The organism is Rhabdothermincola salaria (assembly GCF_021246445.1).
GTDB classification, from domain to species: Bacteria; Actinomycetota; Acidimicrobiia; order Acidimicrobiales; family Acidimicrobilacustridaceae; genus Rhabdothermincola_A; species Rhabdothermincola_A salaria.
In genome coordinates, this window is sequence record NZ_JAJQXW010000001.1 from 1,713,300 (window position 1) to 1,729,879 (window position 16,580).

General features: G+C 73.6%; 15 protein-coding genes. 5 read left to right on the plus strand and 10 right to left on the minus strand.

The window, feature by feature from the left end:
• Nucleotides 1-9: 9 nt before the first annotated feature.
• The gene (locus tag LUW87_RS07975) at nt 10-639 is read right to left on the minus strand and encodes a CpaB family protein (protein WP_232670605.1); all 630 of its coding nucleotides are present in this window, start codon (nt 637-639) and stop codon (nt 10-12) included.
• Between the two features lie 108 nt (nt 640-747).
• Here LUW87_RS07975 and LUW87_RS07980 point away from each other — a divergent pair, with 108 nt between their 5' ends.
• Complete coding sequence (locus LUW87_RS07980; RefSeq protein WP_232670606.1) at nt 748-1,821, plus strand: undecaprenyl-diphosphate phosphatase; 1,074 nt, start codon at nt 748-750, stop codon at nt 1,819-1,821.
• On the opposite strand, the gene LUW87_RS07985 is transcribed toward LUW87_RS07980, so the two are convergent.
• From LUW87_RS07985 to LUW87_RS08005, 5 genes are read right to left on the minus strand one after another with little or no spacing between them, the layout of a single operon-like run.
• The gene (locus LUW87_RS07985; RefSeq protein WP_232670607.1) at nt 1,805-2,317 is read right to left on the minus strand and encodes a hypothetical protein; all 513 of its coding nucleotides are present in this window, start codon (nt 2,315-2,317) and stop codon (nt 1,805-1,807) included. The two genes, LUW87_RS07980 and LUW87_RS07985, sit on opposite strands and share 17 nt — an antisense overlap.
• Entirely contained in the window at nt 2,314-3,660 is a 1,347-nt protein-coding gene (locus LUW87_RS07990; protein ID WP_232670608.1) for a 1-acyl-sn-glycerol-3-phosphate acyltransferase, read from the minus strand. Before LUW87_RS07990 ends, LUW87_RS07985 begins: the two co-directional genes overlap by 4 nt.
• A 46-nt stretch (nt 3,661-3,706) precedes the next feature.
• Nucleotides 3,707-5,089: a TldD/PmbA family protein gene (locus LUW87_RS07995; protein WP_232670609.1), complete on the minus strand. Its 1,383-nt coding sequence runs from the start codon at nt 5,087-5,089 to the stop codon at nt 3,707-3,709.
• Nucleotides 5,086-6,426, minus strand: a complete 1,341-nt coding sequence (locus LUW87_RS08000; RefSeq protein ID WP_232670610.1) for a TldD/PmbA family protein — start codon at nt 6,424-6,426, stop codon at nt 5,086-5,088. Before LUW87_RS08000 ends, LUW87_RS07995 begins: the two co-directional genes overlap by 4 nt.
• Nucleotides 6,426-7,817 carry a TldD/PmbA family protein gene (locus tag LUW87_RS08005; RefSeq protein WP_232670611.1) on the minus strand — a complete coding sequence of 464 codons (1,392 nt, stop codon included), beginning with the start codon at nt 7,815-7,817 and terminating at the stop codon, nt 6,426-6,428. Before LUW87_RS08005 ends, LUW87_RS08000 begins: the two co-directional genes overlap by 1 nt.
• A gap of 157 nt (nt 7,818-7,974) precedes the next feature.
• On the opposite strand from LUW87_RS08005, the gene LUW87_RS08010 reads away from it, so the two are divergent.
• Complete coding sequence (locus LUW87_RS08010) at nt 7,975-8,352, plus strand: thioesterase family protein (RefSeq protein ID WP_232670612.1); 378 nt, start codon at nt 7,975-7,977, stop codon at nt 8,350-8,352.
• Between the two features lie 91 nt (nt 8,353-8,443).
• Here the strand turns inward: LUW87_RS08010 and LUW87_RS08015 are convergent, their stop codons facing one another.
• Nucleotides 8,444-9,610, minus strand: a complete 1,167-nt coding sequence (locus LUW87_RS08015) for an SCO4651 family lipoprotein (protein WP_488169001.1) — start codon at nt 9,608-9,610, stop codon at nt 8,444-8,446.
• A 52-nt stretch (nt 9,611-9,662) separates the two neighbouring features.
• Between LUW87_RS08015 and LUW87_RS08020 the strand changes: the two genes are divergently transcribed.
• Genes LUW87_RS08020 through dxs form a run of 3 tightly spaced genes read left to right on the plus strand, consistent with a single transcriptional unit; the run spans nt 9,663 to nt 13,629 of the window.
• On the plus strand, nt 9,663-10,838 hold the full coding sequence (locus LUW87_RS08020; protein WP_232670614.1) for a lysylphosphatidylglycerol synthase transmembrane domain-containing protein: 1,176 nt from the start codon (nt 9,663-9,665) through the stop codon (nt 10,836-10,838).
• A gap of 8 nt (nt 10,839-10,846) precedes the next feature.
• The gene (locus tag LUW87_RS08025) at nt 10,847-11,764 is read left to right on the plus strand and encodes a phosphatase PAP2 family protein (RefSeq protein WP_232670615.1); all 918 of its coding nucleotides are present in this window, start codon (nt 10,847-10,849) and stop codon (nt 11,762-11,764) included.
• Nucleotides 11,761-13,629: a 1-deoxy-D-xylulose-5-phosphate synthase gene (gene dxs / locus LUW87_RS08030; RefSeq protein ID WP_232670616.1), complete on the plus strand. Its 1,869-nt coding sequence runs from the start codon at nt 11,761-11,763 to the stop codon at nt 13,627-13,629. Before LUW87_RS08025 ends, dxs begins: the two co-directional genes overlap by 4 nt.
• A gap of 45 nt (nt 13,630-13,674) precedes the next feature.
• On the opposite strand, the gene LUW87_RS08035 is transcribed toward dxs, so the two are convergent.
• From LUW87_RS08035 to LUW87_RS08045, 3 genes are read right to left on the minus strand one after another with little or no spacing between them, the layout of a single operon-like run.
• On the minus strand, nt 13,675-14,076 hold the full coding sequence (locus LUW87_RS08035) for a Zn-ribbon domain-containing OB-fold protein (protein ID WP_232670617.1): 402 nt from the start codon (nt 14,074-14,076) through the stop codon (nt 13,675-13,677).
• A gap of 7 nt (nt 14,077-14,083) precedes the next feature.
• Nucleotides 14,084-14,929, minus strand: a complete 846-nt coding sequence (locus LUW87_RS08040; RefSeq protein WP_232670618.1) for an enoyl-CoA hydratase/isomerase family protein — start codon at nt 14,927-14,929, stop codon at nt 14,084-14,086.
• A complete protein-coding gene (locus LUW87_RS08045) occupies nt 14,922-16,568 on the minus strand; it encodes an AMP-binding protein (RefSeq protein WP_232670619.1) in 1,647 nt (548 codons plus the stop codon). Before LUW87_RS08045 ends, LUW87_RS08040 begins: the two co-directional genes overlap by 8 nt.
• Between the last annotated feature and the right edge of the window lie 12 nt (nt 16,569-16,580).

The window sequence follows — 16,580 nt, forward strand, 5'->3', positions numbered from 1 at the left end:
ACGGCGCCCTCAGGGCACCGCCCCCACCAGCGCCAGCACGACGGCGCCGTCGAGCACGGCCCGACCCACCGCGGGCGCCGCCGAGGCATCGACCGCCACGGTGACGGTGAGCGCGTCGACGGCGAGCACCTCGGCACCCCGCGCCACCCGCCGGGCCCCGGTGGTGGACCCCACCTCCGGCGCCAGCACGTCGACGCGGTCGCCGATCTGCAGGACGAGCGACCGGTCGTCGACGGGGACGGCCAGGGCCCGCTGGCCGGGCTCGAGCCGGGCGGCCGGGCCGGTGCCCCACCCGGCCAGGCGGGCATCGAGCACGACCTCTCCGGCCACGATCGCGTCACCGACCGCCCGGCCGAGGGGGTCCTCGGCCACCCCCTCGGGCACCATCACCTCGGGGAGGGCTCGGATCTCGACGTCGGCCGGGCCCACGACGTCGCCCACCGCCAGGGACCGCAGCGCCACCGGCACCTCGCGCAGGGTGCCGTACGCCGCCCGGGCGGCGTCGGCCCGCGCCACGGCCCCGGCGGCGAGGGCGCCGGCGACGAGCGCGGCGACGACGGTGGCCGCCCAGCGGATCAGCGGCCGGCGTCGGCCCCGCCGGACGCGACGACGGTCGGGCCCGGCCAAGTGGGTTCCCACGGTGGTCCTCCGAGACGACGAGGCACAGGTGGGGGAAGTGGGCCCGAGCCTAGGGGGCACCCGACGCCGGCGAAAGGGCCCGATCGGGGTCAACTAGCGTGCGACGCCGTGCGCGGTTCCCCCCTCCCTCGTCCGCGGCCCGTCCCGACCCGTGCCGTGCTCGCGCTGGCGACGGTGCTGGCGGTGCTCGCCTCGGCCCTCTGGCTCGCCCCCGCCGGGGCCACGCCCGCCCGTCCTGGCTCCGACCCCGGGGCTCCCGGCGAGCTGGCGGCCGCGACCGCAGAGGCCGACCCGGCGCCGGACACCGCCGACAGCACGGTCGACGGCACGGTCGACGCCGAGGCGGCCGACAGCGAGATGACGCCGTTGAAGGCCGCCGTGCTCGGGGTGGTCGAGGGCGTCACCGAGTACCTGCCGGTGAGCTCCACCGGCCACCTGCTCGTCACCCAACGGATCCTCGGCATCGGGGAGGACGACGCCACCAAGGACGCCGCCGACTCCTACGCCATCGCCATCCAGTTCGGCGCCATCCTGGCGGTGCTGGTGCTCTACCGGCGGCGGGTCGCCACCCTCTTCACCGGCCTGCTGGGCCGCGACCCCGACGGCCGCCGGCTCCTGGTGGCGCTGGTGTGCGCCACCGCCCCGGCCGTCGTGGTCGCCCTGCTCTTCGAGCGCCCCATCAAGGACAACCTGCTGGGGCCGTGGCCGGTGGTGGTGGCCTGGGTCGTGGGCGGGCTGGTCATCCTGGCCGTGTCGGGCCGGCTGCGACCGGACCGGCCCGGCTTCACGCTCGAACAGCTCGGACCCCGCCACGCCCTCATCATCGGCATCGCCCAGATCATCGCCATGTGGCCCGGCACCAGCCGCAGCCTGGTGACCATCCTCGCCGCCCTGGCCGTCGGTGCCCGCCTCGCCACCGCGGTGGAGTTCAGCTTCCTGCTGGGCCTGGTGACGCTCAGCGGCGCCACCCTCTACGAGACCGTCAACAACGGCTCGACGATGCTCGACGCCTACGGCGCGGTGGACCCGATCATCGGGCTGGTGTTCGCGTTCGTGTCGGCGGTGGTGGCCGTGAAGTGGATGGTCGCCTGGTTGCAGTCGCGGAGCCTGGCGGTCTTCGGCTGGGAACGTCTCGCCGTCGCGGCCGTGGCCGTCGGCCTGCTGGTCACCGGCACGATCTGATCGAGGCCCGCTCCCCCGAGTCGTGGCCCGGCACCACGAAGGCCAGGGCGGCCGCCGCCACCACGTGGAAGACCGAGTGGCCCGGCACCGGGGCGTCGGTGCCCGCCAGGTGCCGACCGGTGCGGCTCTGGGTGTGCAACAGCACGGCGGCCGCACCGAGGCCGGCGGCGGCCCGAGGGAAGCGGTCCGGGGGGTCGACGGCGAGGGCGAGGGGCAACGTGAGGGCCACGGCCGCGACCCCGAGGTCGTGGACGGCCTTGCCGGGCCGGTTGCCCGGACCGTGGAACCCGACGCTGCCGACCCCCACGAGGGCGGTGGCGCCCGCCACCGCCGTCCACGGCCAGGCCCGATCGCGCCGCCGCGCCCGGCGCACCATCGCCAGCGCCGCCACGACGAACGCCAGGCTCGACGTGGTGTTCGCCGGCTGGCCGATGCGACCGGGGCGGATGCGCTCGCCGTCGTCGACGGCGACGTGGACGCGGGGCGGGCCGGTCACGACGCCTCGCCCCCGTCGTCGGCGGTGACGGTGCGGGACCCGGCCGTCGCCGCCAGCTCGCCCGACGGCACCGCCGCCCGCACGGCGTCGATCACCTCGCCGCGAGCCGGGAGGGCCAGCTCGATGCTGCGGGCCCGTTCGAGCTGGGCCTGCCATCGCAGCAGCATCACGGTCAGGGTGATGGCGCGCTCGACGAGCCAGACGGCGGCCAGGGCGCCGATGGCGGCGAGGAGGACGACGAGGAGCCCGGCCCCCACGTCGTCGGCGGCGACGATCGCCGCGGTCACCCAGGCCGCCGGGAAAGCCACCAGGCCCACGAGCACCCGCACCGTGCCCTTGGTGACCGGGGTGCGCACGAACGTGCTCACGGCGGCGACGAGGGCTGCGGGGATGGCGTTCACCACGATCGTGGCGGCCACCACCCCTCCGAGCAGGACCACGAGCACGGCGATGCCGAACGCCGAGCGCAGCAGCCGCCGCGGGCTGGTGGGGCTGACCACGTCGGTGTCGGTGAGGTGCAACCCCGACAGCAACGTCAGGTAGCGCCCGAGGGCCCCCGCCACCCTGGTCTGGGCCTCCGACGGCGCCCGACCCAGGCTCCGGGCCAGGTCGTAGCGGGCCTCGAGGGTGGGCGGGCGCCGACCCGGAGCGCTCAGGGCGACAGCGGCCGCCTGCTCCATGGCGAGGGCCGATCCCAGGTCGGCGAAGTCGAGGCTCACCGAACGCAGGCCGTGGTCGATGCGAGCGGTGAGCTCGGCGACGGCCGCGTGGTCGGTGTCACCGGCGTCGGGCGCGACCTCGTCGATCTCGTCGACCTCGATGGGCTCGCCGAACTGCACCAGGGCCGACGACCGCAGCGCGGACTTGTCCGGGAAGGTGAGGCCCACCGGCACGACGACCACACCGGCCACGCCGTCGGCCCGGGCACCGAGGGCGATGCGGGCGGCGCCGGTGCGGATGGGGTCGAGTCGGGGGCGGTCGTGGGTCGTCCCCTCCGGGAAGATGGCCACCGTGTCGTTGGCGGCGAGGGCGCGGTGGCACTCGACGAACGCGTGGTCGTTGCCCTTCGTGGGGCCGTCCTGGCGGCGTTGGACGAACACCACCCCGACCCGCCGGAGCCAGAAGCCGGTGAGGGGCACCGAGAGCAGGGCGGCCTTGGCCACGAACCGGGGCAGCCGTCCGAGCACCGCCCCGATCACCAGGGGGTCGACGAACCCGTTGAAGTGGTTGGCCACCAACACCACGGGCCTCCCGCGTGGCAGGCGATCGCGGTCGGCGACCTCGACCCGGCGGAACAGCAGTCTGGCCGCGAAGCGACACACCAGGGCGATCAGCCGGCGCACGAACCCTCCACGCCGAGAGTCTGGCCCACCGAGGCCGCGCCGGGCGTCAGGTGCCGCTGAGGCTGATGTCGCCGAAGACGAGGGTGGGGCAGCCCGTGCCTCCCGGCAGCCACTCGACCTCTCCGCCGATGGCGTCGATGCCGAGGAGCATCTTCTGGAGGGTGGAGGCGATGGTGACCTCGCGCACCGGTTCGGCCCGCTGGCCGTCGCGGATCATGACGCCCTCGACGCCGACGGAGAGATCGCCGCTGATGGCGTTGACGCCGGAGTGCCAGCCGGTGATCGACTGGACCTCGACCCCCAGGTCGACCGCCCCGACCAGCTCGTCGTGGGTGCCCGCGCCGGGGGTGACCGCCAGAGCCTGGCAACCGACCGACGGGGTGGACGTGACGCCCCGCACGGCCGACCCGGTGCTCGGGTGGCCGGCGCGGCGGCCGGTCGCGGAGTCGTAGAGGAAGCCCTGCAGCACCCCGTCGGCGACGAGGACGTTGCGCCGGCACGCCAACCCTTCGCCGTCGAAGGTCTCGGCGGCGAACGAACGGTGATCGGTGGGATCGTCGACGAGGGTGAGGCCGGGCACGGCGATGGTGTCGCCGAGGCGGTCGGCGAAGGGGGAACGACCCTTCAGGACCCGGTCGCCGGTGAGGGTGCCGCCGAGCAGGCCTACCACGGCGGCCGCCATGCGGGGCTCGAGGACGACCGAGAGGCGTCGGGAGCTCACCGGCCGGGCACCGAAGAGGCGCACCGCCCGGGTGACCGCGTCGGTCGCGGCCTCGTCGAGGTCGAGGTCGTCGGGTCCGAAGCCGACCGTGGAGCCCGAACCGGTGTAGGTCTCGTCGCCTTCGGCGGCGAGGGCGAGCACGCCCATCGAGCACCACGCCGAGCGGGAGGCCCCGGCGATGCCGGTGCTGGAGGCGACGGCGGCCCGGCTCGACGAGTCGGAGAACGTGGCGACCCGCACCCCGGTGATGCGAGGGTCTCCACCGCGGACCATGGCCTCGAGCTCGAGGGCCAGCGCCACCTTGCGCTCGGGGGCCAGGGCGGCCACCGCCGGGTCGAAGGCGTCGAAGGGCACGGGCGCCACGCCGTCGGGGTCGGCCAGGCCGACCCACTCGTCGGGCTGGGCGAAGGCCGCGTTGTCGCGAGCCTCGGCCAGGGTCTCGGCGACCACGTCCGGGTCGAGGCTCCCCGCCCAGGCGAACCCCTGGCGGTGGTCGCGCACGACCCGGATGCCCATGCCGGCGGTGGTGGCCGACGAGAACGACTCGACCTCACCGCCGTGGGCCTTGACCGTGGTGTACGAGCTGCGACCGACGAAGGCCTCGACCTGCTCACCACCGACGGCCTGGCGGGCGACGCCGGCGGCCAGGTCCAGGAGGTCGGCGCACTCGTCGTCGGGGGCGACGGTGCCCGCATCGGTCGCCGTCATGCGCCCGACACGGTGACGTCGTGGATGACGAGGCTGACCCCCGAGGCGTTCATGGGGAGCCACTGGAGGTCGCCGCCCACGGCGGCGACGTCGAGGAGCATGCGCTGGAGGGTGGAGGCGATGGTGAACTCCCGCACCGGCTCGGCCAACTCGCCACCCCGGATGCGCAGGCCCTCGGCGCCGGTGGAGAAGTCGCCGCTGACCGGGTTGACGCCCGAGTGCAGACCGGCGACGTCCTGGATCAGCACGCCGTCGCCGACCGACGCCACCAACTCGCCCTGGGAGGCGGTGCCGGGCACGAGGGACACCGCCATGCATCCGACCGACGGGGTCGAGGAGTAGCCCCGCACCGCGTTGCCGGTGCTGGCGCCACCCGACCGGCGGCCCGTGTAGGCGTTGTGCACGAACATCGACAGCGTGCCGTCGGCCACGAGCACGTTGCGACGGGCGGCCAGGCCCTCGCCGTCGGTGTCGGTGGCGGTGAAGGCCCGCGGGTCGGTGGGGTCGTCGACCAGCGTGACCAGCGGGGAGGCCACCTGTTCGCCGAGGCGCTCGGCGAACAGCGAGCGGCCCTTGAGCACGGCCTCACCGCCGAGGGTGTAGCCGATGAGGCCGAGGAACTGGGCGGTGACCCACGGGTCGAGCACGACGGTGACGCGCTCCGACGGAGGCTGGGAGGCCCCCAGCAACCGGGTGGCCCGGTCGGCGGCGTCGGTGGCGGCCCGGCTCACGTCGAGGCTCTCGAGGTCGCGGCCCACGGAGAAGCCGAACCCGGTCTGGGTGTCGGGACCCTCGGTGGCCATGGCGTAGGTGGCGACGTAGCAGCTGGAGTCGCGGCTGCTGGAGCGGATGCCCGTCGTGGTGACGATGGCGGCCTCGGAGAGCGAGTCGACGTACTCGGCCGACTCGATGCCCGAGATGCGACCGTCGGCGGCCCGCACCGCCCGCTCGAGCTCCAGGGCCAGCCCCACCTTGCGATCGGTGGGGGTGTGAGCCAGGGACTCGCGGTAGAGGTCGAGCGTGGGTACGGTCACGCCGTCGGGTTCGGCCAGGCCGGCGAAGGGGTCGACGGTCGCGAAGCGGGCGTTGTCGCGGGCCTCGGCGAGGGTCTCGTCGAGCACGTCCGGGTCGAGGCTGCCGGCGTAGGCGAAGCCCTGGCGGCCGCCGACGACGACGCGGACGCCCACGCCCTGGCTCTGGGCCGAGGCGAGCGACTCGACCTCGCCCTCGTAGACCCGGATCTCGGTGTCGAGGCCGCGCACGACGACGGCTTCGAGCTGCTCCCCGTCGTTGGCCCGGGCGACCACCTGGTCGGCGATGTCGAGCAGATCGCCCATCAGGCCGCGGTGCCGCCGATGGTGAGGCTGGACACCCGCAGGGTGGGGACGCCGTCGCCCACGGGGACCCCCTGGCCGTCCTTGCCGCACGTGCCCGGAGGACCCATGGCGAAGTCGTTGCCGAGGGCGTCGATGCGTTGCAGGACCTCGGGCCCGTTGCCGATGAGGTTGCCCTCGCGCAGCGGCTCGGTGACCTCGCCGTCCTCGATGAGGTAGGCCTCGGTCATGCCGAACACGAAGTCGCCGGTGGCGGTGTTCACCTGCCCCCCGCCGAGGTGCTTGACCAGGACGCCCCGCTCGGTGGAGGCCACGATGGCGTCGGGGTCCTCCTCGCCGGCGAGCAGGTAGGTGTTGGTCATGCGGACCATGGGCAGGTGCTGGTAGCTCTGCCGGCGACCGTTGCCGGAGCTGGGGCGACCTTCCTTGCGAGCCCGCAGCAGGTCCCACATGTAGTCGGTGAGGTAGCCGTCCTCGATGAGGACGTTGCGCTGGGCCGGGTTGCCCTCGTCGTCGATGGCGAGGTTGCCCCACTCCTTGGCCATGGTGCCGTCGTCGACGACCGTGACCCCGGGGCTGGCCACCCGCTCACCGACTCGCCCCTTGAACACCGATGCGCCCTTGGCCACGAGGTCGGCCTCGAGGCCGTGCCCGCACGCCTCGTGGAACAGCACCCCGCCGCCGCCGCTGGCGATGACGACGGGCATCTGGCCGCTGGGCGCGGGGCGGGCCTGGAGCTTGGTGAGGGCCCGTCCGGCGGCGCGACGGGCCATCTCCTCCACGTCGACCATGTCGAAGAGCTCGAAGCCGACGGTGTGCCCGACGCTCTCGCGCCCGGTCTGCATGCCGGTGTCGCCGCTGGCGACGGTGCTGACCGAGAACAGGGTGCGCACGGTGTCGTCGGCGGCCAGCACCCCGTCGGAGTTGGCCACCAGGATGCGCCGCCGGCTGTCGCCGTAGCTGGCCGACACCTGGCTGATGGCCCCGGCCGTGGCCCGGGCGACCTCGTCGGCGCGCTCGAGCAGCTCGACCTTGCGGGCCTTGGGGACGTCCTCGGGGTAGGTCTCGATGGCGTAGCCACGGTCGGCGTGGCGACGGGTGAGGGCCACGGTGCGGGTGCCGCCCCCACCGCCCCGCGCCGCGGCGGCCGCCGCCTCGGCGGCGGTGCGCAGGCCGGCCTCGGTGAGGTCGGCGGTGTGGGCGAAGCCGGTGGTGTCACCGACGACGACCCGGATGCCCGCGCCCCGGTCTCGCCCGGAGGTGAGCTCCTCGACCTTGCCGTCGTCGAACAGGGCGGACGACGACCGCTTGTCCTCGGCGAAGACCTCGGCGAACTCGCCGCCCGTGCGCAGGGCGGTGCCGAGCACCCGGTCGATGACGGCTTCGTCGATCACGACGGCGGTCCTCCTCGTCGAGCGGCCCCGGGCCGGACGGTCCGGGGTGTTGAGTGACACTGTTTCCACCGAAGTGCCTCTGGTAGCAGCGACGCCGGTCACAGAGGCCGACGAGGCCGGTTGGCCCGAGGAGGGTGGGCGGCGTAGCGTACCGCCAATGCCTGTCGAAGCCGGTCAGTGCGCAGCCGTGACACTCCTCGTCGGCGACGGTGACACCGCCATCGCCCTGCGCTCCGGCGAGGTCCCCGTCCTGGCCACCCCCCGCCTCATCGGCCTGTGCGAAGAGGCCGCCGTGAACGCCGTGGCCGGGCACCTCAAGGCGGGTGAGACCACCGTGAGCATGAAGGTGCAGATCGACCACCTGCAGCCCTCGGCCGTCGGCCACGAGGTCACCGCCGAGGCCACCGTCGACAAGGTCGCCGGGCGACGGGTGTCGTTCACCGTCTCGGTCAACGACGAGCGGGGCCTGGTGGCCGCCGGGCGCGTCACCCGCGTGGTGGTCGACGCCGAGCAGTTCCTCACCAAGTGCTCCTGAGCGTCGTGCGAACCGAGCTGCCGGCCCGATAGGGCGCCGACAGCGACCGGGGCACCTCGCCCGTCGGGGGCCGCGGACCGGACCAACGGTGTCAGGAGCCGGCCGGCTCCGCGTCGGCCTCGTGCAGCGCGCCGAACACGTCACCCAGCTCGGCGAACCCCTCCTCGCCCGCCATCCCGGCGAAGAGGTCGGCCATGGTCACGACCTCGTCGGCCGGTGGCACCTCGATGGCGACCGGGCGACCCAGGTCCGAGAACGACATGGTGACGGCCAAACGCAGCTCCCGTGCCGCGCCAGCGTCGGGGGACGTGGCGAACGAGGCTCCGTCGAGCCCCTCGAGCACCACCTCGGCCCGACGCACGAGCCCGTCGGCGTCGATCCACACCACGTAGGCGGAGGTCAGCCCGTCCAGGTGGACGGCGGCATCTTCGCCGGTGACGTCCTCGCCGACCAGCTCGGCCGCCTCCCGCAGGTCCAGGTCGCCTTCGTAGCGGGTGGTCTCCACGCCGTCGACGACCTCGGTACCGCTGTCCACCACTGGTTCGGTGACCGCCTCGAGGGCCTCGAGGACCTCTTGGTCGACCCCGACCATCGCCCCACCGCCCCCCGGGCCCACGGCGCCGAAGAGGTCCGAGAACGCGCCGTCGACCCGCACCCACACGGTGCCACCCCCGTCACGGCCGAGCAGGGCGGCGGGCACCTGGTTGTAGACCACGTCGCCGTCGACGACCGTGGTCAGGGGTTCGTCCAGGAAGCCGTCGATCCCGGGGAGCTCCCCTCCGTCGGTCGCCTCGCCCCAGAGGTCCTCACCGATGACCGCGGCCATGGCCGACGGGTCGAGGGTGGTGGTCACCGACGAGCGGTCGGCGCCGGTGTCGAAAGCGGTGTCGACCACCATGACCTCCGTGGGCCCACCACCCTCGCCGACAGCCTCCACCGCCACGGTCGCCCGGAGCCGCCCGGTGGCGAGCTCACTCGTGCGCTCGGCGGCGTCGCGGACGACGGACGCCCCGGCCGCGCCCTCGGAGGCCTCGCCCTCGCCGACGCGGGGCCCGCAGGCGGCGACCACCACGAAGAGAACGGCGAGCAGGCCTGCCATCGCCACCAACCGGCGGGGAGCCCGCCTCGTCGTCGTCACAGTGGTTCCCTCCGCTCGGTCCAGGTCCACCCCGGGGGGCGGCACCGGCACCAACGGTAACGGCTGTCGTCGTCGACGACGTCGCGCCGACCAGACGGTCGCGGGGCATCCCGGCGTCACCGTCTCGTCGTCCGGGCGACGCTCGGGGCACGGGCTTCGTACACTTCACGACATGCATCGGGCCTCGCGGCACTCCGCCCCTGACGCGGGCTCCGCGACCCCGGCCGGACCCTCGACCGACTCTGTCGCCCGGCCGTGGAGCCCGGAGGCCGAGCTCGGCGACCTCGTCGAGAGCACTCTGCCCGAGCTCCTGGCCGCCGAGGCGGAGGCGTCGCTGCCCACCGAACCCGGCGACCGCACCCCTTCGGGCCACCGACGCGGCATGGTGCTCGGGGCCCGCATCGCGGTGAGCGTCGGGATGCTGGGGGTCCTCTACTGGCAGATGCCCGACTTCGACTGGTCGGCGCTGCTGCCCCGCTGGTCCTCTCGCACCGCGGGCCTGCTCAGCGCGGCCCTGGCCCTCACCCTCCTCGCCCTCGTGCTGTCGGCCGTGCGCTGGTACCAGGTGCTGCGCGCCCTGGGCCTGCGGTCCCGGCTCCGCCGCCTGGTGCCGCTCAGCTTCGCCGGCCAGTTCGTCTCCAACGTCCTGCCCACCACCGTGGGGGGTGACGTGTTGCGGGTCAGCCGGCTGTCCAAGGAGAACGGCGACCCGGCCGGCACGTTCGCGTCCGTGGTCCTCGAGCGCCTCACCGGCTGGCTCGTGCTCCCCCTGATCACCCTGTTCGGGCTGGCCGTGAACCCCGGGCTGCGCGACCTCGGTCGCGCCACGGTGCTCGCCGTCGTCACCGCCGGCGCCACCCTCGTCGCCCTGGCGGTCGTCCTGCTCCTGGCCGACAGCCCGCGCGTCGGCGGCCGCTTCGGCACCTCCGGCGGCTGGACCCGTTTCGTCGCCGCCGTGCACACGGGCGTCACCCGCATGCGCCGCCGGCCTCTCTCAGCGGCGGCCGTGCTCGCCGTCGGCATCGTCTACCAGGTGGTGCTGTGCCTGGCGGCGCTGATGGCGGCGGCCGCCCTCGGCATCGGCGACATGGGGCTGACCCCGCTGCTGGCGTTCTTCCCGGCGGTGCTCATCGCCCAGGTGCTGCCCATCGGCATCGCCGGGCTCGGTATCCGCGAAGCTGCGTTCGTGGTGTTCCTCACGCCCCTCGGGGTGCCCGCCGAGCAGGCCGTGGCCCTCGGCCTGATGCTCTACCTGTTGAACCTCGCCGTCGGTCTCGCCGGCGTCCCGACGTTCGCCGTCGGTGGACGCACGACCGCCACCGCCCCCATGACCGCCACGCCCCCGTGAGCCCTGCCATGCGACGACGCGCGTCCGGGTCCGACGGCCCGCTCGCCGGCACTGCCGAACCGCGCGTCCGGATCTTTCGCGAGGTCCTCTACATCCTGGCCTTCTACCTGCTCTACTCGTTCGTGCGGAACCGCTTCGGTTCGGCCACGGTGAGCCCCGAGACGGCCTACGCCAACGCCCTCACCATCATCGACCTCGAGAAGGCGATGGGCATCTTCAACGAGGCCACCGTCCAGGGGTGGTTCCTCGACGCATCGGTCTTCCTGCGCGGGGTGAACATCTACTACGGCACCTTGCACTTCGTGGTGCCCGTCGGCGTGCTCGTCTTCCTCGCCCTGCGCCACCCCGCCGCCTACCCCTTCTGGCGCACCACCCTGCTCGCCGGCACCGGCATCGCGCTCGTCGGCTATGCGCTGTTCCCGCTCATGCCCCCTCGCCTGCTGTGCGACTGCGCCTACGGCGCCGGTCCGCAGGTGCTCCAGGAGGGTCTGCCCACCTTCGTCGACACCCTGGCGGTGCACGGCGGCCTGTGGTCGTTCGACTCGGGCACCATGCAGGTGGTCTCCAACCAGTACGCGGCCATGCCCAGCCTCCACATGGGATGGGCCCTGTGGTGCGCGATGGCCCTGTGGCCGTTCCTGCGGGTCTGGTGGGCCCGAGCCCTGGCCGTGGCCTATCCCCTCTTCACCCTGTTCACCATCGTCGTCACCGGCAACCACTTCTGGCTCGACGCCGTCGGCGGGGTGGTCGTGATCGCCGCTGGCTACTGGGTCGCCCGGGCCGTCCAGGCCATGATGCAGAATCGGAGAAGAGGTGCCGGTACCGTGGCTGGTGACGCAGCCGCCCCGCCGGCCACGATCCCGCCGGCGAGCCCCGACGCCTCCGCCGCCGGCCGCTCCACCGCTCAGGAAGCTCCCGCTCCATGATCCTCGAGACCATCTCGTCGCCCGCTGACCTCCGGTCGCTCACCTACGACCAGCTCGACGTGCTCGCCGCCGAGATGCGTGAGCTCATCGTCGACGCCGTCAACGCCAACGGCGGCCACCTGGGGTCGAACCTCGGCGTGGTCGAGCTCACGTTGGCCCTGCACCGCGTGTTCGACTCGCCCCACGACATCATCTTGTGGGACACCGGCCACCAGGCCTACCCGCACAAGATCGTCACCGGACGAGCTGGTGACTTCACCGGTCTGCGCCAGTCCGGGGGGATGTCGGGCTACCCCAGCCGCGACGAGAGCGAGCACGACTGGGTCGAGAACAGCCACGCCTCCACCATCCTCAGCTACGCCTACGGGCTGGCCGTGGCCCAGGCGGCCGACGGGGCCGACCCGCGCCGCATCGTCGCCGTCGTCGGCGACGGCTCCATGACCGGGGGCATGGCCTTCGAGGGGCTCAACAACCTCGGCCACTCCGGCCGCGACTGCATCATCATCCTCAACGACAACGGGCGCTCGTACGCGCCCACCATCTCCAAGCTGGGCGAGAGCCTGGTGAAGATCCGCAACAACCCCGTGTACATGCGTCGTCAGGCCAAGCTCGAGAAGGCGCTGGCCGAGATGCCCGTGGTGGGCGGTTTCGCCGAGCGGGGCCTCGAGGCCACCAAGGCCGCCATCCGGGAGATGTGGGAGCCCCATGCCTTCTTCGAAACGCTCGGTGTGCGCTACGCCGGCCCCTTCGACGGCCACGACATCGAGGCCCTCGAGGAGGCCCTGCACAACGCCACGGAGATGAGCGGGCCGCAGGTGCTGCACGTGCTCACCCAGAAGGGGCGCGGCTACGGCCCGGCCGAGAACGACCCGATCAAGCGGATGCACGACATCGGGGCCCCCAAGCCGGGCAGCTACACCGCGGCGTTCACCGAGGCGCTCATCACCGAAGCCGAGATCCACCCCGAGATCGTGGCCATCACCGCGGCCATGCCCGACTCCACGGGCCTGTTGCCCTTCGCCGACCGCTTCCCCGACCGCTGCTTCGACGTCGGCATCGCCGAGCAGCATGCCGTCACCTCGGCGGCGGGCATGGCCATGGGCGGCCTGCGTCCAGTCGTGGCCCTCTACTCCACCTTCCTCACCCGGGCCATCGACCAGGTCAACCTCGACGTCGGCCTGCACCGCCAGCCGGTCGTGTTCTGCCTCGACCGTGCCGGCATCACCGGCGACGACGGCCCCTCCCACCACGGCATCCTCGACATGGTGCTGCTCACCAAGGTCCCGGGCATGACCGTGTTCGCCCCGGCGTCGTACCAGGAGCTCGGTCAGATGTTCCACGACGCCCTCGAGATCACCGACGGACCGGTGGCCATCCGATGGGCCAAGACCGCCGCCCGCCAGGCGGCTCCCGGTGAGGTCGGTGCCGGGCTGAAGGCCCGGCGACTGCGTCGCGGCGACGACTTGTGCCTCATCTCGGTCGGCAAGATGCTCGATGCCGCCGAGGCCGCGGCCGAGCGCCTCGAAGCCGACGGCGTCTCGGTCTCGCTGTGGGATGCTCGCGTGGTCAAGCCGCTCGACCCGGCGATGCTCGACGACGCCGGACGCCACCCCTACGTGGTCACCGTCGAGGACGGTCTGCGCGACGGCGGCGTGGGCATGGCCATCGCCGACCAGCTCGCCGAGCTCACCGTGGGCCGGCCCGAGCCGCGGGTGCGGGTGTTGGGCGTGCCCGCGCAGTACATCCCCCACGCCAAGCCCGACGTCATCCTCGCCGACCTGGGCCTCGACACCTCCGGCATCGTCGCCTCGGCGGTCTCGTTGATGGCGGCCGACCACCCCGAAGGCGCCTCGGCCACGGTCTGATTCCGGTCGAGCTGCCCCCCGGGTCCGGCTCGGGGCAGCACCCGGTCAGGGCCTCAGCGAGAAGCGCAGCTCGGTCCAGCCGTCGTGGTCGACGAAGCGGGCCTGCACGGACGCGCCGATCGCCGTGTCCTGGTAGGGCTCGACCCGACCGAAGACGCGACCGCCGCCGTCGAGGTCGACGGTGGCCACGCAGTACGGCACCTCGTCGGCCGAGGCCGGGGTGAGCGGGCGGTGCACCCGCACGAACGAGTACACGGTGCCGGTGCCCGGCACCTCGAGGTCCTCGCCGCCGGCCGCGCCCTGGGCCCCGCAGTAGGGGCACGACGGCAGGCGCTGGATGCGGCGGCGGTCGCAGGACGGGCAGCGTTGGACGACGACCCGGTGGGCGGCGAGGTGCTCCCACCAGGGGGCGGACAGCTCGTCGGGCGTGGGGACGGGGAGGGTCATGGTCGTCTCACCGTCCCTCGAAGCGCGGCGTGCGCTTCTCGCGGAAGGCGGCCAACCCCTCGGGGGCGTCGTGGGAGGTGAGGCAGTAGTAGACGTCGCGCTCGAGCTCGTAGCGCAGCCCGGCGTCCACGGAGCCGTTGTCGGCCCACAGGTCGTGCATCACCGCTTTGGCGTTGGCCACTGCCAGCGGGCTCTTGGCCGCCACCTCGGTGGCGAAGGCCAACCCCTCGTCGAGGAGGTCGGCGTCGGGGACGACCCGGCTGGCCAGACCCCACTCGACGCACTCGGGGGCCGTCAGCAACCGGCCGCTGAAGACCAGCTCCGCGGCTCGGGCCCGACCGATGGCCCGGGGCAGCAGGGTGAGCACCCCTCCCCCGCCCATCTGGCCGAAGTTGAGGTGACCGTCGCCGATGCGGGCCGACTCGGCCACCAGGGCGAAGTCGCAGTTGAGGATCAGCTCCAGCCCGCCGGCGACGGCGACGCCGTTGACCAGGGCCACGGTGGGCACCGGCAGCTGGCGGAAGCGACCGAACACGCGGTGCAGGTCGGCCACGAAGCGAGGGAACGCCACCGGGTCCTGCTGCAGCTCCTGGTAGCCCTTCAGGTCGCCGCCGGCGCTGAACGCCCGTCCGTTGCCGGTCACCAGGACCGTGGCCACCTGCGGGTCGAAGGCGATCTCGTCGAGCGCGGCGTCGAGGGCGGCGAGCACGGACGTGTCGATGGGGTTGAGGCTGTCGGGGCGGTTGAGGCGCACGACCGCCACCGTGCGGGCGCCGTCGCCCACCGACAGGCGCTCCCACACGACGGGATCGTCGCCGCCCGTCGGGGCGCGGTCCTCGGGGGTCTCAGCCATGGGTGTCGTCTCCGGGGGTGAGGGCTCGCACCAGTTCGTGCTTCTGGATCTTGCCCGATGCGGTGGTGGGCAGGACGTCGACGACCTCGAGGCGCTCGGGGCGCTTGTAGACGGCCAGCCCGGCGGCGTCGAGGCGTTCGATCATGGTGTCGAAGTCGAGCGTGGTGCCGCCGCGCAGCACCACGCAGGCGCAGGTGCGCTCACCCAGGCGGGCGTCGGGCAAGCCGATGACCGCGGCCCGCTCGACCTCGGGGAAGGCGACCAGCAGCTCTTCGATCTCGCGCGGGGTGATGTTGATGCCACCCCGGATGATGATCTCCTTCTTGCGGCCCACGACCGTGAGGTAGCCCTCGTCGTCGACCCGGACGAGGTCGCCGGAGCGCACCCAGCCATCCGGGTGGAAGGTGGCCGCGGTGCGGTCGGGGTCGGCGAAGAAGCCGACGCACGTGTCGGGACCGCGCACCTCGAGCTCCCCGCTCTCACCCGGGTCCACGATCGCACCGTCCTCGTCGACCACGCGGAGCTCGACGTGGCTCATGGCCCGGCCGTCGGTGTCGCGCTGGTGGTCGGCGCTCGAGTCCGGCCGGTTCCAGGTGGCTACCAGCACCTCGGTGGAGCCGTAGAGGCGCAGCACGCCGATGCCCCGCTCGGCGGCCGCGTCGACCAGGGCCGCCGGCACGGGCGCCCCTCCGCTGCCGAACAGGCGCAGCGAGTCGAGCCGCACCTGGCGGCGGTGGGCGGCCTCGGTGAGGTCCTGGAGGAAGGTGGTGGCGGCCAGGGTGTAGGTGCACCCCTCCGCCGTCACCAGGTCGATGGCCTCGTCCGCGTCCCAACGGTCCTGCAGGACGAGGGGGAGCCCGTGGTGCAGGGCGAAGCGCAACCCGTAGTTGAAGCCGGTGGAGTGCCCCACCGGGGAGGGCATCCAGACCACGTCGGCGTCGCCCACCCCCAGGTCGGTGTGGGCGATGCGCACGCTGAACCCGGCGGTCTGCTCGGTGTGCATGATGGCCTTGGGTCGCGCTTCGGTGCCCGAGGTGAAGATGAGCTCCGACACCGTGCTCGGGTCGCGGTCGCCGAGAACAGGACCGGCGTCGAGCGCGACGGGCTCGCCCTCGCCGACGACGGAGAACCCCGACGCCGCCGGGTCGGCGGGGACCACCACGATCAGCGGGTCGAGACCGGTGGTGGCGGCGACCTCGGCGGCCAGCGCCACGTGGTCGCATCCCCGGTACTCGGCCGGAACCACGACCGCGGCCGGGCGGGCCGTGGTGAAGACGTGGGCCAGCTCGCGCTGGCGGTAGTTGGGGAGCAACGGGTTGATCACCGCACCCAGGGAGAGCACGGCCACGGCCACCACCGCGGCCTCGTGGCGGTTCGGCAGCTGCACCGACACCACGTCGCCCGCCCCCACCCCCCGCGCCGCCAGGGCGGCGGCCAGAGCGGCGGCCTCGGCGGCCAGCTCGGCGTAGGTCGTGCGGCGATGCCCGTCGACGACGGCCAGCCCCCCGGGTCGGGTGGCGGCGTGGTGCGCCACCCGACCGGGCAGGGTCGTGTGGTCCCACCAGCCCGCGTCGCGATAGGCCGCGGCGCGTGCCGGCGGGGTCACCAGGTCGGTGAGTGCCCCGTGGCTGTCCCCCACTCGTGCCCCCTC